This is a genomic window from Proteus sp. fly-1013 (genome assembly GCF_040140245.1).
Classification (GTDB): domain Bacteria; phylum Pseudomonadota; class Gammaproteobacteria; order Enterobacterales; family Enterobacteriaceae; genus Proteus; species Proteus mirabilis_B.
This window is the reverse complement of record NZ_JBEEWD010000010.1, coordinates 64553-87863: the sequence shown is the minus strand read 5'-3', so window position 1 is coordinate 87863 and position 23311 is coordinate 64553. Positions and strand designations below refer to the sequence as shown.

At 39.7% G+C, this 23311-nt stretch carries 20 protein-coding genes; 9 read left to right on the top strand and 11 right to left on the bottom strand.

All coding sequences use genetic code 11. The features are described 5' to 3' along the window. The first annotated feature begins 5 nt into the window (after positions 1-5). The 5 genes from fepB (at position 6) to ABN236_RS17190 (ending at position 6102) form a co-directional block, all read left to right on the top strand. A complete protein-coding gene (fepB, locus tag ABN236_RS17210) occupies positions 6-962 on the top strand; it encodes a Fe2+-enterobactin ABC transporter substrate-binding protein (RefSeq protein ID WP_349474481.1) in 957 nt (318 codons plus the stop codon). 6 nt (positions 963-968) lie between these two features. Then, complete coding sequence (locus ABN236_RS17205) at positions 969-1976, top strand: FecCD family ABC transporter permease (protein WP_349474480.1); 1008 nt, start codon at positions 969-971, stop codon at positions 1974-1976. Continuing rightward, complete coding sequence (locus ABN236_RS17200) at positions 1973-3013, top strand: FecCD family ABC transporter permease (RefSeq protein ID WP_194951533.1); 1041 nt, start codon at positions 1973-1975, stop codon at positions 3011-3013. The genes ABN236_RS17205 and ABN236_RS17200 overlap by 4 nt, the downstream gene beginning before the upstream one ends. Before the next feature lie 147 nt (positions 3014-3160). Continuing rightward, positions 3161-5242 (top strand): TonB-dependent receptor, encoded by a 2082-nt coding sequence (locus ABN236_RS17195; RefSeq protein WP_349474479.1) that lies wholly within the window; start codon positions 3161-3163, stop codon positions 5240-5242. A gap of 80 nt (positions 5243-5322) precedes the next feature. After that, positions 5323-6102: an ABC transporter ATP-binding protein gene (locus ABN236_RS17190; RefSeq protein WP_318620897.1), complete on the top strand. Its 780-nt coding sequence runs from the start codon at positions 5323-5325 to the stop codon at positions 6100-6102. A gap of 96 nt (positions 6103-6198) precedes the next feature. On the opposite strand, the gene ABN236_RS17185 is transcribed toward ABN236_RS17190, so the two are convergent. The 9 genes from ABN236_RS17185 to rpmH all read right to left on the bottom strand — a co-directional run bounded on the left by ABN236_RS17185 (position 6199) and on the right by rpmH (position 13423). Further along, positions 6199-6660 carry a DUF1097 domain-containing protein gene (locus ABN236_RS17185; protein ID WP_349474478.1) on the bottom strand — a complete coding sequence of 154 codons (462 nt, stop codon included), beginning with the start codon at positions 6658-6660 and terminating at the stop codon, positions 6199-6201. A 783-nt stretch (positions 6661-7443) separates the two neighbouring features. Further along, positions 7444-7623: a hypothetical protein gene (locus ABN236_RS17180; RefSeq protein WP_088494147.1), complete on the bottom strand. Its 180-nt coding sequence runs from the start codon at positions 7621-7623 to the stop codon at positions 7444-7446. 197 nt (positions 7624-7820) lie between these two features. Further along, on the bottom strand, positions 7821-9134 hold the full coding sequence (locus ABN236_RS17175) for a type II toxin-antitoxin system HipA family toxin (protein WP_349474477.1): 1314 nt from the start codon (positions 9132-9134) through the stop codon (positions 7821-7823). Continuing rightward, positions 9135-9392, bottom strand: a complete 258-nt coding sequence (locus ABN236_RS17170) for a helix-turn-helix domain-containing protein (protein ID WP_072070485.1) — start codon at positions 9390-9392, stop codon at positions 9135-9137. It abuts the gene before it with no gap. Positions 9393-9540: 148 nt separating this feature from the next. After that, entirely contained in the window at positions 9541-10905 is a 1365-nt protein-coding gene (gene mnmE / locus ABN236_RS17165) for a tRNA uridine-5-carboxymethylaminomethyl(34) synthesis GTPase MnmE (RefSeq protein WP_023583363.1), read from the bottom strand. Between the two features lie 130 nt (positions 10906-11035). After that, positions 11036-12676: a membrane protein insertase YidC gene (yidC, locus tag ABN236_RS17160; protein WP_088494145.1), complete on the bottom strand. Its 1641-nt coding sequence runs from the start codon at positions 12674-12676 to the stop codon at positions 11036-11038. Positions 12677-12678: 2 nt separating this feature from the next. After that, positions 12679-12939, bottom strand: a complete 261-nt coding sequence (yidD, locus tag ABN236_RS17155; RefSeq protein WP_072064717.1) for a membrane protein insertion efficiency factor YidD — start codon at positions 12937-12939, stop codon at positions 12679-12681. Then, positions 12903-13262, bottom strand: coding sequence for a ribonuclease P protein component (gene rnpA / locus ABN236_RS17150; protein ID WP_071788569.1), 360 nt, complete (start codon positions 13260-13262; stop codon positions 12903-12905). The genes yidD and rnpA overlap by 37 nt, the downstream gene beginning before the upstream one ends. 17 nt (positions 13263-13279) lie before the next feature. After that, positions 13280-13423, bottom strand: coding sequence for a 50S ribosomal protein L34 (rpmH, locus tag ABN236_RS17145; protein WP_004246509.1), 144 nt, complete (start codon positions 13421-13423; stop codon positions 13280-13282). 741 nt (positions 13424-14164) lie between these two features. On the opposite strand from rpmH, the gene dnaA reads away from it, so the two are divergent. The 4 genes from dnaA to gyrB are packed head-to-tail and all read left to right on the top strand — an operon-like array spanning position 14165 to position 20208. Further along, positions 14165-15565, top strand: a complete 1401-nt coding sequence (dnaA, locus tag ABN236_RS17140) for a chromosomal replication initiator protein DnaA (RefSeq protein ID WP_098941507.1) — start codon at positions 14165-14167, stop codon at positions 15563-15565. A 4-nt stretch (positions 15566-15569) separates the two neighbouring features. Further along, complete coding sequence (dnaN, locus tag ABN236_RS17135; protein WP_088494143.1) at positions 15570-16673, top strand: DNA polymerase III subunit beta; 1104 nt, start codon at positions 15570-15572, stop codon at positions 16671-16673. A gap of 11 nt (positions 16674-16684) precedes the next feature. Next, positions 16685-17773: a DNA replication/repair protein RecF gene (gene recF, locus ABN236_RS17130; RefSeq protein ID WP_088494142.1), complete on the top strand. Its 1089-nt coding sequence runs from the start codon at positions 16685-16687 to the stop codon at positions 17771-17773. A 20-nt stretch (positions 17774-17793) separates the two neighbouring features. After that, the gene (gyrB, locus tag ABN236_RS17125) at positions 17794-20208 is read left to right on the top strand and encodes a DNA topoisomerase (ATP-hydrolyzing) subunit B (RefSeq protein ID WP_349474475.1); all 2415 of its coding nucleotides are present in this window, start codon (positions 17794-17796) and stop codon (positions 20206-20208) included. A 75-nt stretch (positions 20209-20283) separates the two neighbouring features. Here gyrB and pepT read toward each other — a convergent pair whose 3' ends face one another. Continuing rightward, positions 20284-21519 carry a peptidase T gene (gene pepT / locus ABN236_RS17120; RefSeq protein ID WP_502929629.1) on the bottom strand — a complete coding sequence of 412 codons (1236 nt, stop codon included), beginning with the start codon at positions 21517-21519 and terminating at the stop codon, positions 20284-20286. A gap of 41 nt (positions 21520-21560) precedes the next feature. Beyond that, positions 21561-23108 (bottom strand): AbgT family transporter, encoded by a 1548-nt coding sequence (locus tag ABN236_RS17115; RefSeq protein WP_311755683.1) that lies wholly within the window; start codon positions 23106-23108, stop codon positions 21561-21563. Between the last annotated feature and the right edge of the window lie 203 nt (positions 23109-23311).

The window sequence follows — 23311 nt, the reverse complement described above, 5'->3', positions numbered from 1 at the left end:
TGGTCATGTTTAAATCCGTTGTCTCTATTGCTTGTCTTTTTATTTTTTCTTTTATTGTTAATACAGCAAATGCTTCTGATGTTGGCGCTGATAGCCAATCTTGGCCTCGCACTTTTACCAACGTTGATGGCACTAAAACTGAAATTAACGCAAAACCTCAGCGTATTTTATCGGCATCAGTTTCTATCACCGGAACGCTCCTTGCTATGCAAGCTCCGTTGGTTGCTAGTTCAACGGCGGCAAATGGCCAATTTTTTGCCCAATGGGATAAAGTGGCAAAAGAGAGAAAGGTTGAAAAACTGTGGTCTGCGGGCAGTGTTTCATTAGAGATGGCTTATCTTTATGCACCTGATTTAATCGTTGTTTCCATCAATGGTGGTGATACGGTCTATCCTCAAGTTGAACAATTTAAACAAATCGCGCCTACCATTGTTTTAGATTACGGCAAACAGAGTTGGGAAAGCTTAGCGTTACAATTGGCACAAGCAACAGGACAAGAAGAAGAGACCGGTACACTACTACAGCGTTTTGCGAACGTAGTAAAAGAGGGGAAAGAAGCGCTACAACTCCCTGAAGGTCAGGTCAATATTATCTCTTATTTTGGTGCTGGTACTGTTAATCCCGTTTCGCTAACCACCAGCCCTCATGCGGTATTATTACAACAACTCGGTTTTACCATTGAAAGTGCAGATCTTGCGTGGCAACCGAAAGATAAACCCGTTTCAGATTTTGTGTGGGCTCAATATGAGCATTTAACACAACTCACCGCACCTACAACGTTCCTATTAAGTGGAACTGCCAAAGAAGCCGATGTATTTATGGCTGATCCCATTCTTGCAAATCTACCTTCTATAAAGAATAAGCAAGTTTATGGTTTAGGTGCAAACTCGTTTCGTATTGATTATTACAGCGCGCAAGAAATTATCAGTGATATGGTTGCGCGCTTTAGTCAACATAAGTAATAACGCATGTTTACTTCTCACCACAGCATAAAGTGGGGAATAAGAGGCGCTATTCTTCTGTTGCTCTGTTTTGCACTATTAAGCTTATTTGTAGGAAGCCGACCTGTTTCTATGTACACAACATGGCAGGCTTTTATCGATTTTGATACGACAAATAGTGAGCACTTATTAGTGCGCTATCTACGCTTTCCTCGCACATTATTAGCGATAGTGATTGGTATCGCATTAGGCGGAGCCGGAACACTAATGCAAGCTCTGACACGTAACCCACTCGCTGATCCGGGCTTGTTTGGTATTAATGCTGGAGCCATGGTTGCGATTGTCTCTTTAATTGCGCTAACGGGGATCACTGATGTCACTATTTACATGTGGTTTGGTTTATTAGGGGCTTTCTTCGCGGGTGTTGGTGTTTATCTTCTTGGTGGTGTAAGACATGGACTTAATCCTGTGAGAATGGTGCTTGCAGGTGTTGCGCTTTCCGTTGTTTTACTCGCTATTACACAGCTTGTTACGGTAAATAGTGATGAACGCGTGTTCGATCAATTCCGTCATTGGGTTGTGGGTTCATTACAAGGACGTAGCTTCGATGTTTTGTACCCAATTACGGTATTAGTGGTAATTGGAAGTGTGATTGCTTACTCACTCACGCGTTCGTTAGATATCGTGACGTTAGGTGATGATATTAGCCATGCGTTGGGCGCTAACCAAAAACGAGTTTGGTTATTATCGGCTTTTGCAATAGTGCTTCTTGCAGGGAGTGCAACCGCAGCCGTTGGACCTATTAGCTTTTTAGGGTTAACCGCTCCCCATTTTGCTCGTCGTTTAGTCGGTGCTGAATATCGACGTATCTTACCTATGTCAATGTTGATTGGTGCATTAGTGATGTTAGTCGCAGATTGCTTAGGGCGGTTAATTGGCACACCGGGGGAAATTAGCGTTGGTATTATGATCTCACTGATTGGTGGACCTTTCTTTATCTATCTGGTTAAACGTTGGCGGATCATTACATTATGAAACTTAAAAATAATGAGATTATCTGCCAATTAGGTACATGGTCTTGGATCTTCTCTCCAAAAGATATCATCATCGCCTTTATTTTGTTTTTATTGATGATTTCTCTGGCATTTTTCGCTCTTACAACAGGTAAGTTTCCTATCGAATTTTCTACATTGATAGATATTGTTGTCGGGCAATCAGAAGGCGGCATTAAAGAAAAAATCGTCATGGATATCCGTTTGCCTCGTCTGCTTACCGCAATGGGCGTTGGCGCTGCATTAGGTATTTCAGGGGCTATTTTCCAGTCGATTTCTCGTAATGTTTTAGGTTCACCGGATGTTATTGGTTTTACAACAGGTGCAGCAACAGGTGCATTACTTCAAATCATTATTTTCAATGGCACCGTTGTGGATATCGCTATTTCTACGTTAATAGGCGGAATGGCAACGGCGCTAATTGTTTATCTGCTGTCATTAAAAAATGGTGTTATGTCTGGTTACACCATGATTTTAATCGGTATTGGCATCGGTGCCATTTTACATGCCTTTAATGGGTTATTGTTGGTAAAGGGCAATATTGATAATGCCATCATGGCTAACCTTTGGCTTGCGGGCTCACTAAATGCCCGCACTTGGCAACATGTTTATCCTACCTTTATTGGTTTACTGATCCTTGTTCCACTTATTATTTTTTATGCTAAGTCATTAACGTTAATGGAAATGGGCGATGACATGGCACAGCAATTGGGTGTCCATGTGGGTAGAGTCAGATGGGTGATGATTTTTAGTGCCGTATTACTTGCCTCATTAGCGACAGCCAGCGCAGGGCCAATTGCCTTTGTCGCACTCGCTGCACCTCAATTAGTGATCAGATTAAGCCATTCAGGAAAGTTACCCATTGTGGGCTCTGCATTAATGGGCGCACTCCTTTTACTTTCTGCTGATGTGTTATCACAAAGCCTACCCATAAATATTACGATGCCAGTTGGTTTAATGACGGGTGTTATTGGTGGGCTCTATTTGTTGTGGTTACTAACAAGAAAACAGAGAACTTAAAATAATAATAAAGGAAGTAAATATTTACTAACTTAAGGATGAGTCATGGGATGGTCGCCAGAAAGACTAATTAAACATTTGGGATGTAATGAGGGTATTTTATAAATCGTCTAATGGCATGCTCTATGGCATGAAAGGTATAGACTTATGTCTACTGTTCTTACTCTACGCGCTAAAAAAGCCACAATAACAACACTAGTGCAAACAGCTTTATTAGGAACTTTATGTATTGCCGTTCCTAGTATAAATGCACAAGAAATAGAAAAAACGTCAACGTCACAAGACAACAAAAAACACGATGAAAAAGTGGATGTATTAATTGTGACCGGTGAAAAACTGAATAAATCTATCTATGACACAGGCTCAAGTGTCACGGTTTATGATGCGAAAAAAATAGAAGCCACACCAAATGCAGATGTGAACACATTACTGCAAATGACACCCAACATTGTTGATAACGGGAATAGTAATGCATTACCCGCTATTCGAGGTGTTGATGGTTCTGGACCTGCACAAGGTGCGATTGCCTTTTTAGGTGGTACTCGCCCTAGAGTTAATTTCTCCGTTGATGGTCGTTCATTTACCTACAACGAATTTGGTTATGGTGCTCAATCGCTATGGGATGTGAATACCGTTGAAATTTTCCGTGATCCGCAAAGCTATGTTCAAGGTCGTAATGCGATTGCTGGTGCGATTTTGGTGAAAACTCAAGATCCCACATTCTATTGGGAAAATGCTGTAAAACTGGGGGCGGGTCAGCAAGATCTTCGTGAATATGCCGTGATGACTTCAGGGCCACTGATTGAAGATAAACTAGCATTTCGTTTTACCGCAGAAAGACAAGAGCGTGAAAGCTTTGTTCATATGGATAAATATTCACCAACGGGTGATCCACGCGATATTCATTCCAATACATTTCGTGGAAAACTGCTTTATGACTCTTTAGATAATCCTGATTTTAAAGCCAAGTTAACAGTCAGCCATCTTGATAGTCGATCACCGCAAAATGAAGCCAATATGGCAAGTAATTTAGCGCCAAATGCTCCTTCACGTTTTCGTCCGGTTATTAAACGTAAAACAACCAGCGGTATTTTAAATACCACATGGGAAGCGAATGATAATTTGAGTGTTGAAAACACACTGATTTATACTGATTTTTCAACACGCCGCCTGACAGAAGCACAAAGCCCTCGTGCAGATATTGATGCTAAAGAGTTTGAATTTGAACCTATGCTCCGTTTTAAAACGGACAGTGAAGCATTAAGCGGAATTTTTGGTTTACGTTATTTTCATGCCAAACAAGATGAATTTGTGAATATCTTTGGTGGTAGCTATTTTGATGATAAAACAGAAACAGCTTCCGCTTACGGTTCATTAACTTACACACTATTTCCTGAAATTGACGTAACGTTATCAGGGCGTTTTGAACGAGAGCACCATACCCGTAATGGGGGAAGTGCGGCCGTTGCTATCGATTTTGATGAAACCTATAACACGTTTCTTCCTAAAGCAGATATCGCGTGGAAACCTGCTGTGAATCAAACCGTCGGTTTTGCTGTCGGTCGAGGTTATAACGGTGGTGGCGCAGGTGTGACGATTGGTAAGCCGATCGTTACTTACGTGTATTCACCTGAATATGTATGGAATTATAGCCTTTATACACGTAATAGCCTGTTGGATAACAAGTTAAGTGTTATGACAAACTTGTTCTACAACGATTATAAAGATATGCAACTGCCATTTTATTTAGGGCCAAACTCTTCCACTATTCGTAATGCAAAAAAGGTTGAAACTTATGGTGCTGAATTAACGGTTGCTTATCAACCAATAGACTCTCTTGAATTAAATACAGGTGTTGGTTTATTAAAAACGAAAATTAAAGACTTTGGTAACAGTGGTATTGAAGGAAAAGAGTTAGCTCGAGCACCAAGTTATACTGCGAATGTCGGTGCTAAATATCAATTAACACAGGCGATGGATATTAGCGGTAATGTTCAGTTCTCGGGAGACTACTTCTCGAATGCGAATAATGCAGATAGTGGCAAAGTAGATAGTTTTTGGTTAGCTAATTTACAGCTTGGCTATAACTTTAAATGGGGTAGAACAACGTTATTCGCTCAGAACTTATTTGATTCTGATAAACGAATTCTTATTCCAGATAATAATAAAGATACCGCTATTTACCAACGCCCTCGTATGGTTGGTGCTTCAGTAGAAGTCAGGTTCTAAATATAAATCACAGCAAAGGGTGGTGTTAATTTATCACCCTTATTTTGCTTAATGTGATCATTCAATAAAAAGATAATGTTATGCACAATAGCCGATTACAGACACACAGTTTAAAGTTGGGATATCAACAGACAACGATTTGCCAAGATATTTCGCTTTCTATTCCTGATAAAAAGATCACCGTTATTATTGGTCCCAATGGTTGTGGTAAATCAACGCTACTGCGTAGCTTGTGTTGTTTATTAAAACCGTTATCAGGTTATGTTTCATTAGATGACCAGCCTTTAACAGCATTGCCAACCAAAAAGTTAGCCCGTCAAATTGCGTTATTACCACAAACGATGCAAGCGCCTTCAGGGATCACCGTGGCTAATTTAGTGGCAAGAGGACGTTTTCCTCATCAAAGTTTTATGCATCAATGGAGTCGAGAAGATAAGTTAGCCATAGAAACTGCAATGAAAGAGACTGGAATTGTAGAATTTGCAGATAAAACAGTGGATTCGTTATCTGGTGGTCAACGGCAACGTGTTTGGGTGGCGATGATATTAGCGCAACAAACAGAGATTTTACTGCTAGATGAACCAACAACATATTTAGATATTGCTTATCAAATTGAATTACTCAATATATTTCGAAAACTCAATCAACAACAGGGGCGTACCGTTGTTGCCGTCTTACATGATTTAAACCAAGCGTGTCGTTATGCAGATAATTTGGTGGTGATGGTGAAAGGAAAAATCATTGCGCAAGGAGAGCCAAAATCTATTATCAATCAAGCGCTAATCAAACAAGTTTTTGATTTGGAATGCCAAATTATTCCTGATCCTGTTGTTGGGACACCGATGATTGTGCCTTGCTAACTATATAACTAACTATATTGCTGACTATATAGCTAAGAAAGAAAAAAGCGGCTTTAGCATAACTAAATACCGCTTTTAGATTTGAGTTAGCATAAATTATGCTGTTTTTGGCCATTTATTGGCAACCCAAAGTCCACTCATTTTCATCGAGTAACCAAATAAAACGCCAACGATTAATGAAGGGATGGTTTGAGAGAGATCCCCTTGAGCGGCAAATATAGTGCATGCTCCAATAAAGGTACCGGGAATATAAGCGAGTAGGGCACTTTTAGCTTGAATACACATCACAAAGGCAATAACACCAGTGACAGCATAGCCAAAAATAGACATATCACTAAATACTTGGCTACCATAAATAATCGCCAATGCCCAAATTACGCCACTCATAATGGTAGCCATAGTGACAGCTAATCCTTTAATACCCTCTTTAGGATAAGCAAAATAGGCGGTACAACCTAAAAAGCCAGCCCAGCTTAATAAGTCAAACTGATTAGCAACAAATGCCCAAATGGCAGAAAGAATGCCTGTTGTCAGCGCAGTAAAATAAAGCGTTCTCACGATAGACTCTTAAATATAAGGGGGATATTTACCCAGTTAACTAAAAACGAAGTTTAGCATTGTCATTGACTGATTTTCTATATTTAGATCATTAAAAAGCACATTTAATAATGGTATTAATACGTGTTAGATATATTGATCTTTATTCAAGATAGAAAAAGTAAAAAGTAAACGATTGCGTAATCAGTTTTATTTATTAAATGTAAAAATAAATATTTTAACTAAGTATTATTTATTGATATTTAATTTATTATTATTCTTCAATAATATGAATATAAAGAGTGCGAAGAGAATAAGGACAATTGTTTTCGGTTTCAATTAGTGTAAAACCATGTCTTTGATAAAGTTGAATTAGATTTTTATTATTTTCGCATTCTAATATAATGATCCTACCACCAATAAGGGCTTTTGCTTCTGATAAGACAGCATAAATCTCATTCAAGATTAACTTTAAAGAAATAGGGTTATTTATTATAGATGTGTTTTTCCCAATTTGACCAATAAGAAAAGCTTTAATTCTTTCAGCTTTTTTAGAAATTCCATCGAGTTGTTGTATTTTTGTTTTACTTATTTTTGTATTATCAAGAATAAGTTCTTTAAAGGATAAAGAGAAGTAAGCAAGAATTTCACCATTATCATTTAATATTAAATAGGTTTGTGCATTATTAGTTTGCTCAAATCTTATTGCTTTAGTAGAAGAAGTTAAAAATTTCTCAACGTCACAATTTAAATTATTAGAAAAACTACTTAAGAGTTTAATTGTTGTTTCTTTACCAAACTCTTTTAGTAGTTTTCCAAGTTGGACAATCGTTGTTTTAATAACGCAATTCCTTGTCTATTTTCTGTTTCGTAATTCCGTTTTACTATTTTTATATGTCGAGGATAACTTAAAGCATTCTGTATAAGTTCAATAGACTGTTTGTCCTTAACAATAAAATTTTTGCTAAAAGAAGTCGTGGCCATAGATATCTCCTATGATTTTCTTTCCGGAAAATATAGCAATGTTGATTAGTATAAACAAGGATTAATTGTTTGAAAAATGAACTGCAAGGAGGAGTAAAACTATCACTTAATTATTAAAAAACGACTATAGTGTGTAAAACGGACTTTACCTGCTATAACCGTTAAATTAAAATTTACACGGTATAGTAGGTAAATAGCTAAATATTGGCTAATCTTGCCGAGCGTGCTTTCATTCCATTCAATATCTTATTGCGAATTTCAGAAGGGAAATCATCAGGTAGTTGTTGTTTTACGCGTTTGATGGCATCGTCCATTTCTTTATAAAAATAACGAAGAATATCTGTCATCAATAAAGGATCGAAACTGGCTGCTTCAGCTGTTTGGTAAAAATGGCGAGGGAAAATTTGCTCAATAGCATATTTTTTTCCTCGACTTGCTTGTAATCCCATAGCGAGTTTTGCATCTCGTGGATTAAGTCCTTGTCCTCCAAAATTGGGATAGATAGACATGATGTCATAAAGAGGAGTGAGGTGAAAACGTCCTTCTTGATTGATAAAAATAGAAAAATTCTTTGCATGTCCATCTGTTGCAGCTAAAAGCCAAAATAGTACTTGTGCCTTCATAAAATGAAAACGGTCTTGATCAGCATTTGATGAACCAAGCAAATAATTCATAATATCAATAATGCCAGGTCCTCCTTCATTTTCATATTTTAGAGCTGAAGGTATATTTAGAATTTGGCAAAAATCTTCTTGGGGTAAGCGTATTATCCACGATTTATCTGATGAGTATTTTCTATCAAAGCGTTCTACAGCAAGCGCTTTAATATTTTCTGTTTTAACAATAAAGCAGTGAGGAACAGGAAGATCAAATTCTTTGGCAATTAAGGTACAAAGATATTCATTTTCTACACTATCGGATAAATCCATTGTGTAGGAATGCCCTTCAATAACACCAATGGGCAGCTTAATAATATGTGTAGTCGGCGTATTATTGTGTGGCACACACCAATGATCATCTTTTAAAAGTAATGCTGTTTTTTCTTGTGCACCAGCAATAGAAATTCTGAAATCAGTATATTCTTCAAGCATTCCGAGTGGTGTATTGGATTGATATCCTAATAGTATTTTTTCAAGTTCAGCGTTATCAAGTTTGTTATATTCTATTTTTTTTATATTAGCTGGCGTACTACCACTGGGAAGTAACCGTAATGCACCAACTGTATCCGCACCTACGGCAGCTAATAGATCAAATGGTTGATTTGAGTTCGCATTATAGCGACTCACAATACGATTTCTAATTTCAGTATTATCAGGTAAAAGATTATCAAAGAAATTATAGACACAATCTCCTTGATATTCTTGAAGTTGTAGTGGCATAGAAAGAGATATAGGACGACTTCCCGGTTGATTAACCCAATCTTCAGCATATTGGAATGAATGCGCACCTGAGCTTTTTTTAGTAAAAATGCCCACATGATATTCATTCATATACACATCAAGGCTCGCCATTTACCACTCCTCTTTCCATTCACTTTTGTGTGCTAAATTATTTTTAGCATCTTTAGGATGAATTTCCATCTCTAAATTTAGAGCAGAGAGCAGTTTGAAAAAGGTTTCTAGCTTGGTGGAATTAGGATTAAGTTCAAAATTGGATACAGTGTCTTGTCGAATTCCCACTTTTTGGGCGACTTTACCTTGAGAAAGCTTTTTTGTTAATCGGACATCTTTTAGATGTACGCTGAGTTGATAGGCGTTAATTATAATCATCATCTTCTACCGGTTATAGGCGTTAATGTCTAATATACCGGTTATAGCGTGTAGATCAAGGTTTAGTGGTTATAGCGTGTAAAACGGACTTTACCTGCCATAACCGTTAAATTAAAATTTACACGGTATAGCAGGTAAAATTTAGTGATTACTTCCCAATACAGAAACTTGAGAAAATACGACCTAATAAGTCATCTGAAGTAAATTCACCAGTGATCTCACTTAATGCTTGCTGAGCCAGTCGTAGCTCTTCCGCTAATAATTCACCAGATTTTGCATAAACCAATTGTTCATGACCTTGCTGTAAATGTTCTGCTGCGGTATTTAATGCCTGTAAGTGGCGACGGCGAGCCAAGAAACCACCTTCAGTATTGCTGTTAAAACCCATTGCTTCTTTTAGGTGATCGCGCAGTAATTCGATACCCATTCCATCACGAGCAGATAAGCGGATCATTGGGTAGTTACCTTGTGCCGTGATCTCGACATTTTCCCCTGTTAAATCTGATTTATTACGAATAACAGTAACAGGCAAGGTATTTGGCAAACGTGCCATAAATTCAGGCCAGATGTCTTCAGGTGTTGTGGCGTCGGTTGTGGTGCTATCAACCATAAATAGCACTCTGTCTGCTTGCTCAATCTCTTTCCAAGCACGTTCAATACCAATGCGTTCAACTTCATCACTGGCTTCACGTAAGCCTGCTGTATCGATAATATGCAAAGGCATTCCATCAATATGAATATGCTCACGCAATACATCACGAGTTGTACCAGCAATATCTGTGACAATAGCTGCTTCTCGACCTGCTAATGCATTTAATAGGCTTGATTTGCCCGCATTAGGGCGACCAGCGATAACCACTTTCATCCCTTCACGTAACAGGCTACCTTGGCGAGCTTGAGCACGAACGTCATCTAATTCAGCAATAACCGCGTTAAGTTTTCCTTCAATGATACCGTCAGAAAGAAAATCAATCTCTTCATCAGGGAAATCAATGGCAGCTTCAACATAGATACGTAAGTGAGTTAATGATTCCACCATTTCGTTAATATGAGAGGAAAATGCACCCTGCAATGAATTAATTGCTGAACGAGCCGCTTGTTCTGAGCTGGCATCAATTAAATCGGCAATCGCTTCTGCTTGTGCTAAATCAAGCTTGTCATTTAAAAATGCACGTTCAGAGAATTCCCCTGGGTTTGCAATACGCACACCGGGAATTTGTAAAATACGTTTTAGTAATAAATCTAGAATAACGGGGCCGCCATGGCCTTGTAGTTCTAGAACATCTTCACCTGTAAATGAGTTCGGATTAGGGAAGAAAAGGGCGATACCCTGATCAAGTACTGAGTTGTCATCATTGCGAAATGGCAGATAATCGGCATAACGAGGTTTAGGCAACTTGCCTAAAACAGTTTGTGCCACAAGGGCAGCTTTAGGGCCAGAAACGCGTAGGATACCAACACCGCCTCTTCCCGGAGGTGTGGCCTGAGCGACGATAGTATCAGTGCTATGCATGGTGTACTCGCTTAATCAGAATAATCATATCAATATAAAAAACAGAAGGCGGTCATTGTAGACCGCCTTCGCTATTTTATGTCACTTTCCTTTGAATGTAACCAAGGAAGAGGTTTTTCCTCATGTGACCTTATTTTTTGTCTCTGCTGTGTAAGCCACGTTTTTCCAGACCGCGGTAAATTAACTGCTGCTGGATAATGGTCACTAAGTTACTGACGATATAGTACAGAACCAGACCTGATGGGAACCACAGGAAGAATACGGTAAATACAACCGGCATAAAGGTCATGATTTTTTGTTGCATCGGATCAGTGACTGCTGTTGGAGACAGTTTCTGAATGATGAACATTGTCACACCCATTAATAATGGCAGGATGTAGTACGGATCTTGCGCAGACAAGTCTTGGATCCATAACATGAATGGTGCATGACGTAATTCAACAGAGCCCATCAGCATGTAATACAACGCAAGGAAGATTGGCATCTGGATAATCAGTGGTAAACAACCACCCAGAGGATTCACTTTCTCTTGTTTGTATAACGCCATCATTTCTTGGCTCATACGTTGTTTGTCATCACCAATACGCTCACGCAGTGCAGCCAGTTTTGGTTGCAGTAAACGCATTTTCGCCATGGAGGTGTACTGTGCTTTAGTCAGCGGGTACATGATACCACGAACGATAAAGGTGATCATGATGATGGAGAAGCCCCAGTTACCGATAAAGCTGTGAAGGAATTTCAACAGTTTAAACAGTGGCTGAGAGATAAACCATAACCAACCGTAGTCTACAGACAGGTCTAAATGTGGCGCAATGGCTGACATTTCTGACTGAATTTCAGGACCAACCCATAATGTTGAGCTGATATCAGCACTGCTATTTGGTGCAATTGTCACTGGTGCTGATTTATAACCAATCAGAGCAATAGATTTGTTTTCTAAAGTGATAGAGTAGAAGTTATTGTTCTGACTATCTTTAGAAGGAACCCATGCTGTTGCAAAGTACTGTTGTAACATTGCAACCCAACCATTATTCGTGGTTAGAGATAAGTTTTTATCTTCGATATCACCAAAACTATATTTTTTATAGTTGGTTTCATCTGATGAGTATGCCGCACCACGATAAGTGTGTAGCGCAAAGTTGCTGCTACCTGTATCACGGCTTTCTGGCAATTTAACAGATTGTTTTAACTGGCCGTAGAAGTTCATGGTCAGCGTTTTATCTGTTGTATTCTCAATTTTGTAATCAATACCGATATCGTACTGACCTTTCTTCAGAATGAAGGTTTTGACGAATTTCACGCCTTCTTCATTTACGAAAGTCATAGGTACGCGTAATTCATCTTGGTTTTCACCAAGTACGAATTCGTTTTTATCAGCACTATAAACTGGGCGAGATTTCTGATCTGGACCATCTGGGCCGATTAAGCCACTTTGAGCCTGATACAGGAATTGTGGTGTAGTTTCCAGTAAACGGAAAGGTGTCTGTGAATTAAGCTCGGCGGGATAGGCTAACAAATCAGCCTCATCGATAGTACCGCCCTGAGTATTGATACGAATATCAAGTACGTCAGTTTTTACGGTAATCAATTTTGCCTGCTCATTGCTGTTACCAGTTACAGCAAGACTATCACTGCTTGGCACGTCCGCTTGTTGCGAGACCTGAGCGGTAGTGGTGGTGTTTTGTGAAACTTTATCACCCTCCCACTGCTGCCAGATCAGGAAAGAAACGAACAGCAAAGCGATGAATAGAAGATTGCGTTGCGAATCCATCGTTAATTTTCTCTGTTATCGTCGTTTTTTCTAGGTGGGACAGGATCATCACCACCTTCGTGTAAAGGGTGGCATTTTAATATGCGTTTCACTGTTAACCAACTACCTTTTATCATTCCAAACCTGCGCAATGCCTCAATTCCGTAATTAGAGCATGTAGGATTAAAACGACAACGAGGCCCCAACAGAGGACTAATCCCCAGTTGATAGCCCCTAATCAGCAAGATCAGGACTTTTGAGCCAAGCGACAATGACGACGCCATAATTTACCCAATACTTCCGTCAATTGATGGTTATCAAGTTCAGCAACCCCTTTTCTTACTAATAGCACAAAATCCATCGGCGGTAATTCATGCTGATGTAAACGAAAGTATTCACGGGCTAATCGTTTAATGCGATTACGCTCATGAGCACGTTTAACGTTTTTCTTTGCGATTGTTAGACCGATGCGGGGATGCCCCAGCTCATTCTGGCGACCCAAAATAGTAACTTCTGGAGAACTCGCACGTTGTGGTTGCTGGAAAACAAAATTGAAATGCTTGGGAGTTAACAAACGTAACTCCCTTGGAAAAGCGAGCTTAACCACGGAATGGTTAGCTTTTATTATTTCGAAGAAACGGTCAGACGAGCGCGGCCTTTCGCACGACGGCGAGCCAGAACCTGACGACCATTTTTAGTGGCCATACGAGCGCGGAAGCCGTGGTTACGGTTGCGCTTCAGTACAGACGGTTGAAAAGTGCGTTTCATGGCGATTTCTACCTACTTAATATAATTACTGATTCAGCAAATGCGTTGACAGACAGGCGTGCAATAAATAAACAAACCGGTACTTCAATCGCAGCATCAATGATGGAAAGATGCGGGATTGTAATAAAATCACTCAAATGCGTCAATGAAGATGACGCTTTAAGTACCGATTTTTGTCGTCTTTTTTAGCAAACCCGATAATCAATCCTGACTTATGCGCAACGAGTACGCTTATTAGCGGCCTAAAAAAGGTCTTAATAAGTGACTTTGTTGGTACAAGCACGCAGGGTGCAAGATTATACGGACTCATGGTGAAAGCGCAAGGATCTTTAGTGGATCAAATGAGAGATATTTGATCACTTACTATAAGAAAGGGAGATTTATGCAAAGAGAAAGTTATCCCCAATTGCTATTTATAGGACGACTCAAGTACACTAGAACGCCTTTGCATATTTCATTTGGTGAATTATCGTAAATCAGCAAGCCTGTGGATAAAAACCATAAAAACTGTGCAAAAGAAAGAGGATCTTCGTTTCATTTTGCGATATGATCCCCCGTCACGATCAGAATAGCCAGTCTGCGATCGTGAATCACGATGTAAAAAAAATCGTTGTCACCAAGAGTTGTTCCTTATTAAGAATTGAAGAGGAACGGTGTTGTGCACTTTGTATTTAGGCACACAGTGTTTAACTGCATTTTTCCTGTTTATTTTTTAGTCTTGTTTTTTTAGGGGAGTCCGCCGTGTCACTTTCGCTTTGGCAGCATTGTCTTGCCCGATTGCAGGATGAGTTACCTGCCACTGAATTTAGTATGTGGATACGTCCCTTGCAGGCAGAACTAAGCGATGATACGCTGGCGCTGTATGCACCTAATCGTTTTGTTTTAGATTGGGTGAGAGAAAAATACATTAATAATATCAACGCATTATTAGTGGATTTTTGTGGCTCTGAAGTCCCTTCTTTGCGTTTTGAAGTCGGTAATAAACCCGCATCAACACGTACTACGGAAAGTATTCCTAAAGCGGTTGTACATCCAACAGTGAATACGGCTCCAACGCATAGTCAGCCTATTCGCCCAAGTTGGGATAATCAACCCGCTTCTCAATTGCCTGAACTTAATTATCGTTCTAACGTTAACCCTAAACATAAATTTGATAACTTCGTTGAAGGTAAATCAAACCAGTTAGCAAGAGCTGCGGCAAGACAAGTTGCTGATAACCCTGGTGGTGCTTATAACCCACTCTTTTTATATGGTGGAACAGGGCTTGGTAAAACGCACTTATTGCATGCGGTGGGTAACAGCATTATGGAACGTAAAGCGAATGCAAAAGTCGTTTATATGCATTCTGAACGTTTCGTACAAGATATGGTAAAAGCGTTACAAAATAACGCGATAGAAGACTTTAAACGCTATTACCGTTCTGTGGACGCACTATTAATTGATGATATTCAATTTTTTGCCAATAAAGAGCGTTCACAAGAAGAATTTTTTCATACCTTTAACGCATTGTTAGAAGGTAATCAGCAAATCATTTTAACGTCAGACCGTTATCCTAAAGAGATAAATGGTGTTGAAGACAGATTAAAATCACGCTTTGGTTGGGGATTAACGGTTGCTATTGAGCCACCTGAACTTGAAACCCGAGTGGCGATTTTGATGAAAAAAGCGGATGAAAACCAAATTCAGTTACCTGACGAAGTGGCCTTTTTTATTGCCAAAAGACTTCGTTCTAACGTCCGTGAGCTTGAAGGTGCATTAAACCGAGTGATTGCTAACGCAAACTTTACAGGTCGTGCCATTACTATCGACTTTGTACGTGAAGCATTACGTGATCTGCTCGCCTTGCAGGAAAAATTAGTCACTATTGATAATATTCAAAAAACGGTTGCTGAATATTATAAAATTAAAGTCGCTGATTTACTGTCAAAGCGGAGATCTCGATCGGTTGCCCGTCCGAGGCAAATGGCAATGGCGCTGGCGAAGGAATTAACAAACCACAGCTTGCCTGAAATCGGGGATGCCTTTGGGGGTCGTGATCATACAACTGTACTTCATGCGTGCCGAAAAATAGAGCAATTGCGTGAAGAGAGTCATGACATCAAAGAAGATTTTTCTAACTTAATCAGAACATTATCATCCTAGCGCTATGAAATTTATCATTGAACGTGAACAGCTTCTTAAGCCGCTACAACAAGTAAGTGGCCCTTTAGGTGGTCGTCCAACATTACCTATTTTAGGTAACCTATTGCTTAAGGTTACTGAAAACACCTTATCGCTAACAGGGACTGACCTTGAAATGGAGATGGTGGCAAGAGTTAATCTTAGCCAATCTCATGAAATGGGTGCTACAACTGTTCCTGCGCGTAAGTTTTTTGATATTTGGCGTGGGCTACCAGAAGGTGCTGAAATCAGTGTTGAGCTTGACGGTGATCGTCTCTTAGTGCGTTCTGGTCGTAGCCGTTTCTCTTTATCAACATTACCTGCATCTGATTTTCCTAATTTAGATGACTGGCAAAGTGAGGTTGAATTTACTTTGCCTCAAGCAACATTAAAACGTCTGATTGAGTCCACTCAATTTTCAATGGCGCATCAAGATGTACGTTATTACCTCAACGGTATGTTGTTTGAAACTGAAAATACAGAGTTACGCACAGTTGCAACAGATGGACACCGTTTAGCGGTATGTTCAATGGATATTGGACAATCTTTACCGGGGCATTCTGTTATTGTTCCTCGTAAAGGTGTCATTGAATTGATGCGTTTACTTGATGGCGGTGGTGAAAGCTCACTGCAACTACAAATCGGTAGCAACAATATACGTGCCCATGTAGGTGATTTTATTTTCACCTCGAAGTTGGTTGATGGTCGTTTCCCTGACTATCGTCGTGTATTACCGAAAAACCCAACGAAAACAGTAACAGCGGGTTGTGATATTCTTAAACAGGCATTTTCTCGTGCTGCAATTTTATCTAATGAAAAATTCCGTGGTGTGCGTATAAACCTCACCAATGGTCAATTGAAGATTACAGCGAATAATCCTGAGCAAGAAGAAGCAGAAGAGATTGTTGATGTTCAATATCAAGGTGAAGAAATGGAAATTGGCTTTAATGTCAGTTATCTCCTTGATGTACTTAATACATTGAAATGTGAGGAAGTTAAGCTGCTGCTAACAGATGCTGTTTCAAGTGTTCAAGTGGAGAATGTGGCAAGTTCTGCGGCTGCTTATGTTGTTATGCCAATGCGTTTATAATAGTCACTAACATGATTTTATCCCGTTTATTGATCCGTCATTTTAGAAATATTGAACAGGCGGATCTGCCATTAGCGGATGGCTTTAATTTCCTTGTTGGACCTAACGGGAGTGGTAAAACAAGTATACTTGAAGCGATTTACACTTTAGGTCATGGACGCGCATTTCGTAGCTCGCAAGCTAATCGCGTGATCCAGCATGATGAAAATGAATTTATTCTTCATGGGCGTTTAAGTGGACTCAATGAAGAGAGCCGTGGCTATGCGATTGGATTAAGTAAAGATCGCGAAGGCAATAGCACAGTTCGTATTGATGGCAGCGATGGTCATAAAATTGCAGAGTTAGCAAAATTGTTACCCATGCAATTAATAACACCTGAAGGCTTTACACTACTGAATGGTGGGCCTAAATATCGTCGCGCTTTTATTGATTGGGGTTGTTTTCATAATGAACCTCGATTTTTTGCTGCATGGTCAGATTTAAAACGTGTATTAAAACAACGTAATGCAGCACTAAGGCAAGCAACGTCTTATCGACAACTGATGCCTTGGGATAAAGAACTTATCTCATTAACAGAACAGATAAGTGAATGGCGAGCTCAATATACCGAAGATATCGCTAAAGATATTGAAGAAACGTGTCGTCTGTTTTTGCCTGAGTTTTCGTTGAAAGTGAGCTTTCAACGGGGATGGGATAAAGAAACAGATTATGGTGAGTTGCTAGCACGTCAATTTGAACGTGATAAAATGCTAGCGTATACCTCACTTGGTGCTCATAAAGCGGATTTACGCATTAGAGCAAACGGCACGCCAGTAGAAGATATGTTGTCACGAGGCCAGCTCAAGTTATTGATGTGTGCTTTGAGGCTGGCACAAGGTGAATATTTCACTCGTAAGAATGGGCAAAGATGCCTGTATCTGCTCGATGATTTTGCTTCCGAATTAGATGCAAGTCGGCGTCAGTTGTTAGCCGAGCGTCTAAAGTCTACGCAAGCTCAAGTGTTTGTCAGTGCGATAACACAAGGGCAAGTGAAAGATATGCTAGATGTAAATAGCAGGCTATTTAGCGTAGAACGTGGCAAAATAGAGGTTAAACCATAGGAATAAAGCGAGAAACGTTGATGTCGAATACATATGACTCCTCAAGTATCAAAGTATTAAAAGGGCTGGATGCGGTGCGTAAGCGCCCGGGGATGTATATCGGGGATACAGATGATGGAACCGGTCTGCATCACATGGTCTTCGAGGTGGTCGACAACGCAATCGACGAAGCCCTCGCGGGTTTCTGTGATGAGATAATTGTCACTATCCATTCAGATAACTCCGTCTCTGTTCGAGATGATGGTCGTGGAATTCCAACCGGCATTCACCCAGAAGAGGGTGTCTCAGCGGCAGAGGTTATTATGACCGTTCTGCATGCGGGGGGTAAATTCGATGATAACTCCTATAAAGTCTCTGGTGGACTTCATGGTGTAGGGGTTTCTGTTGTTAATGCGTTGTCTGAAAAACTTGAACTGACAATCCATCGTGATGGAAATATCCATCAGCAAATTTATCGTCATGGTGTGCCTGATGATCGCTTAAAAGTCATTGGCGATACTGAAAAATCAGGGACATTTGTACGCTTCTGGCCAAGTCTTGAAACCTTTAAAGGCGAGACTGAATTCCAGTATGAGATCCTAGCAAAACGTCTTCGTGAGTTGTCTTTCTTAAACTCAGGCGTTTCTATCCGTTTAATTGATAAACGTGATAACCGTGAAGATCATTTCCACTATGAAGGCGGTATTAAAGCATTCGTTGAATACTTAAGCCGTAATAAAACGCCAATTCACCAAAATGTATTCTATTTCTCTACTGAAAAAGATGGTATTGGTGTTGAAGTGGCGATGCTGTGGAATGATGGTTTCCAAGAGAATGTTTACTGCTTTACCAACAATATTCCACAACGTGATGGTGGTACACACTTAGTTGGTTTCCGTACTGCAATGACACGTACGTTAAACAACTATATGGATAAAGAAGGTTTTAATAAGAAATCGAAAATCAGTGCAACGGGTGATGATGCTCGTGAAGGTCTGATTGCGGTTATCTCTGTTAAAGTGCCAGATCCTAAATTCTCATCACAAACAAAAGATAAACTGGTTTCTTCAGAAGTGAAAACAGCGGTAGAAACGCTGATGAATGAGAAGCTGGTGGAATATCTGTTAGAAAATCCAAACGATGCGAAAATTGTTGTCGGTAAAATCATTGATGCTGCTCGTGCTCGTGAAGCTGCGCGTAAAGCTCGTGAGATGACACGTCGTAAAGGCGCATTAGATTTAGGTGGTTTACCGGGTAAATTAGCAGACTGTTCTGAACGTGATCCTGCTTTCTCTGAACTGTACTTAGTGGAAGGGGACTCTGCGGGCGGCTCGGCAAAACAAGGTCGTAACCGTAAAACACAGGCTATTCTTCCGTTAAAAGGTAAAATCCTAAACGTTGAAAAAGCGCGCTTTGATAAAATGTTGGCTTCTCAAGAAGTTGCAACGTTAATCACTGCATTAGGTTGTGGTATCGGTCGTGATGAATATAACCCAGATAAACTGCGTTATCACAGCATTATCATCATGACGGATGCGGACGTTGATGGTTCTCACATTCGTACTTTGCTACTGACATTCTTCTATCGTCAAATGCCAGAAATTATCGAACGTGGTCATATCTTTATTGCTCAGCCACCACTTTACAAAGTGAAGAAAGGTAAACAAGAGCAATACATCAAAGATGACGACGCAATGGACGAATATCTGATGTCGATCGCGCTTGATGGTGCAGCACTTTATGTGAGTGAACACGCACCAGCAATGCACGGTGAGCAACTTGAAAAACTGGTTGTTGATTACCATGCAGCGCACAAGATTATTCGTCGTATGGAGCGTATCTATCCTCTTAGTATGTTAAACAGCTTGGTGTATCACTCAACGCTTACAGAAGATGCGTTATCTGATAAAACTAAAGTTGAAGAGTGGATGAGTGGCTTGGTTAACCGTCTAAATGAAGCGGAAGATCAAGGCAGTACTTATAGCTACACTATCGCTCAAAACGATGAAAATCGTCTATTTGAACCTGTATTACGTATTCGTACCTATGGTGTGGATACAGACTACAAACTGGATTATGACTTTATCCACAGTAGCGAATATCAACGTATTACTCATTTAGGTGACATTATCGGTAACCTGATTGAAGAGGGTGCGTTTATTGAGCGTGGAGAGCGTCGTCAGTCAATTTCAAGCTTTGAAGAAGCACTTGAGTGGTTAACAAAAGAATCACGTCGTGGTCTTGCTGTACAGCGTTATAAAGGTCTTGGTGAAATGAACCCAGAGCAATTATGGGAAACCACCATGAATCCAGATACACGCCGTATGATGCAAGTGACCGTGAAAGATGCGATTGCAACTGATGAATTATTTACCACCTTAATGGGTGATGCGGTTGAACCTCGTCGTGCCTTTATCGAAGAGAATGCACTGAAAGCGGCAAATATTGATATCTAGTTTTAGATTAAGTTAGATAAAAAAAGCGGAGCCATGAAAATGGTTCCGCTTTTTTGTTGGCGTAAATAATTACGCTTATCCGCGTTGTCCGACCAAACGACACAGCATCTCTGTTACTAAATAGCTCTTTTCAAATGAGCTAACAGGTAAAAACTCAAAACGAGAGTGGAAATTCAATGCACCAGTGAAATAGTTTGGTGTTAGTAATCCTCTTGCTGAAAGTGCAGAGCCATCTGTACCTCCTCGCATTGGGATCACATTAGGTTGAATATCTAATCGTTTTAATGCCTCAAAAATAAGTTCGATAGCGGTGCGATCTTCCCCAATCGAATCACTGATATTGCTATACACATCGACAATCTCATAATCGATTAGCGCACGAGGGTGACGAGCTTGGATCAACGCAACAGATTGCTTAATAAACTGTTTACGGGCTTCATAACTTTGTTTGTCAAAATCACGGATAGCCATTTTAATCACTGCATTATCAGGATTGGCGATTAAATCTGTGACATAGAAATAACCTTCGCGGTGTTCAGTGTGCTCTGGTGTATCAAAGCGGTCAAAACAGCCAATAAAATCATGAGCAACACGAATTGGGTTTAATAATACGTTTTTCGCTGACATTGGGTGCGCAGTAATACCTTTTACAGACACTTTAATTGATGCCGCATTAAAGGTTTCATACACCACTTCGCCTAATGCACAGCAATCAATGGTGTAAGCAAAATCAACGTTGAAGCGAGATAAATCCATCAGTTTAGAGCCGCGTAATCCAATCTCTTCATCTGGTACAAACGCAACATAGATATCGCCACAATCAAAATCAGCATGTTGAAGTTTATCCATTAACTCCATAACTACGGTGATTGCCGCTTTATTATCAGCACCTAATACACTTGTACCATCACTGAAGATAATCTCTTCACCAATATAAGGTTCTGCTTCAGGGTGTTCTTGAGCTTTAAACCAAATATCTTTCTCTTTATTTAAGCAGAGATCTTCCCCTTCATAACGCAGTGTTTGAGGGTGAATATCAGGTGAAATGCCCACATCAACAGTATCAAGGTGAGCAACAAACCCAACTTTAGGCGCATTGGGTTTAGTACCCGGTCTCATTGCATATAAAATGGCATGAGAATCGATATAGATATCTTTGAGTCCATAAGTTTCTAGCTCTTTAGCCAGTAATTTTGCTAACTCAAGTTGCCCTTGTGTGCTGGGCACAACAGAAGCAGATGCATCACTTTGGCTTTCAATTGCCAGATAACGGAAGAAACGCTGTTCTAACTTTTGACCTAGGGTGTTCATTATAATGTTGTTCCTAATACAGTTGTTTTTATAAGTGTGAGTTATGATGCCGGTTGCCATGTATATCCACTGTCAAAGCCAAGTGGAATATCGAGTCCCCAGAAGACAAACAGTGTTGTCGTTAATACAATAAGCAAGCCAATAGTGAAAGGGATCATCATTGAGCACAGTGTACCGATACCAGCCCCTTTATAGTATTTTTGGCAATACATCAAAATCAATGGGTAGAATGGGAACATCGGTGTACTCACATTCATTGCGGAATCACTGACACGGAACGCAGCTTGCGTTAATTCAGGTGAAATTCCGACAGCCATTAACATTGGCACTAATACCGGAGCAATAACAGCCCATTTTGATGTTGCTGAGGTGATCATAATATTTAAAATCGCAGTCAGCAAAATCACACCTAATACCGTCATACCTGAAGGCATATTAAGCGTACGCAGTAACTCTGCACCCGATAATGCTAATAGAGTCCCTAAATTCGAGTGTTGGAAAGAGTAAAGAAACTGAGCCGCAAAAAAGGCAAAAACGATAAATGGGATCAGCGATTTAGTGATATTTTCCATTGCTTTGACGATATCTTTTGTGGAAGCAAAAGACTTGGTCATATAGCCATAGATTAAGCCGGGTACAGAGAAGAAGATAAACAGTAAAGGCACCACAATTTGCATAATTGGCGCTTTAGGGCTGGTTAAACTGCCTTCTGGTGAACGTAATGGTGAGGTTTCTGGTAATAACAGGGCAAATAAACCAATTCCCATCAATACAACCGCCCAACCTGCAAAACGGAATGCACGTTTTTCTGTTGGTGTGATTTCACCTAACTCTGCATCCTTGGTATCAATCCCTGAAGAGACAGGGCAGTTTTTGTTTAACCAAGGTTCAACAATTTTTTCAGTGATATACCAACAAGTTAAAATAACGCCAAATGTTCCGCCTACGCTAAAAAAGTAGTTACATAAAACGTTAACGCTATATCCCGGAGCCATAATTTGCGCCGCTTCTTGAGTAAAGCTTTGCATTATTGGATCAATAATTGATGGTGTATAACTTGCGGTAAATCCACCCGCTAAACCTGCAAATGAGGCAGCGATACCAGCTAAAGGGTGACGACCACTGGCATAGAACATCATCGCAGAGACGGGCATAAGAATAACGTAAGCAGAGTCAGAAGCTAAGTGCGCAACAATACCAACAAATACAACGGTGGGTGTTAGCATTTTAGGAGAAATAAACGAAAGCATCTTTTTTAATGCTGTTTTAATAAAACCGCTGCTTTCTGCAATACCAATCCCTAAAGTTGCAACAATCGTTATTCCAAGTGGAGGAAAACTAATGAAATTTTTTACTGCACTTGTCACAAATAATATGATTTCTTCATATTGAAACATATTAATAACGGCGATTTTTTCTTTAGTCACTGGATGGAAATAATCAAAATGTACAAAAGAGAGGAGAAATGAAAATATCCAGCAGATCACTAAAGCGTAAACGAACAGCATCGTAACATCAGGCATGATATTACCAATACGTTCTACTCGGTTTAAAAAACCTTTTTTATTGGGTTGTGTTTGTGTTGTCATATTTATAATGCATCTTTTTATAAAAGTAATAAAAATCACCATAAATAAATGACAATACAAAGTAAATTTATTTTTAAATAATAAGTAGTTACCGCAGTTTCTATAAAATGAAGAGAAAAGGAATAATATATTAGAAATTGTTATATTTAGATTTTTGTCATCATTACTTTTCAGTTGTTAAAAAATACTTTATTTATTTTTGC

What these genes read in the sequence shown, in the direction of transcription:
- fepB (WP_349474481.1), top strand. Translation starts at nt 6, where the DNA reads ATGTTTAAATCCGTTGTCTCTATTGCTTGTCTTTTTATTTTTTCTTTT.
- ABN236_RS17205 (WP_349474480.1), top strand. Translation starts at nt 969, where the DNA reads ATGTTTACTTCTCACCACAGCATAAAGTGGGGAATAAGAGGCGCTATT.
- ABN236_RS17200 (WP_194951533.1), top strand. Translation starts at nt 1,973, where the DNA reads ATGAAACTTAAAAATAATGAGATTATCTGCCAATTAGGTACATGGTCT.
- ABN236_RS17195 (WP_349474479.1), top strand. Translation starts at nt 3,161, where the DNA reads ATGTCTACTGTTCTTACTCTACGCGCTAAAAAAGCCACAATAACAACA.
- ABN236_RS17190 (WP_318620897.1), top strand. Translation starts at nt 5,323, where the DNA reads ATGCACAATAGCCGATTACAGACACACAGTTTAAAGTTGGGATATCAA.
- ABN236_RS17180 (WP_088494147.1), bottom strand. Translation starts at nt 7,623, where the DNA reads ATGGCCACGACTTCTTTTAGCAAAAATTTTATTGTTAAGGACAAACAG.
- ABN236_RS17175 (WP_349474477.1), bottom strand. Translation starts at nt 9,134, where the DNA reads ATGGCGAGCCTTGATGTGTATATGAATGAATATCATGTGGGCATTTTT.
- ABN236_RS17170 (WP_072070485.1), bottom strand. Translation starts at nt 9,392, where the DNA reads ATGATTATAATTAACGCCTATCAACTCAGCGTACATCTAAAAGATGTC.
- mnmE (WP_023583363.1), bottom strand. Translation starts at nt 10,905, where the DNA reads ATGCATAGCACTGATACTATCGTCGCTCAGGCCACACCTCCGGGAAGA.
- yidC (WP_088494145.1), bottom strand. Translation starts at nt 12,676, where the DNA reads ATGGATTCGCAACGCAATCTTCTATTCATCGCTTTGCTGTTCGTTTCT.
- yidD (WP_072064717.1), bottom strand. Translation starts at nt 12,939, where the DNA reads ATGGCGTCGTCATTGTCGCTTGGCTCAAAAGTCCTGATCTTGCTGATT.
- rpmH (WP_004246509.1), bottom strand. Translation starts at nt 13,423, where the DNA reads ATGAAACGCACTTTTCAACCGTCTGTACTGAAGCGCAACCGTAACCAC.
- dnaN (WP_088494143.1), top strand. Translation starts at nt 15,570, where the DNA reads ATGAAATTTATCATTGAACGTGAACAGCTTCTTAAGCCGCTACAACAA.
- recF (WP_088494142.1), top strand. Translation starts at nt 16,685, where the DNA reads ATGATTTTATCCCGTTTATTGATCCGTCATTTTAGAAATATTGAACAG.
- gyrB (WP_349474475.1), top strand. Translation starts at nt 17,794, where the DNA reads ATGTCGAATACATATGACTCCTCAAGTATCAAAGTATTAAAAGGGCTG.
- pepT (WP_502929629.1), bottom strand. Translation starts at nt 21,519, where the DNA reads ATGAACACCCTAGGTCAAAAGTTAGAACAGCGTTTCTTCCGTTATCTG.
- ABN236_RS17115 (WP_311755683.1), bottom strand. Translation starts at nt 23,108, where the DNA reads ATGACAACACAAACACAACCCAATAAAAAAGGTTTTTTAAACCGAGTA.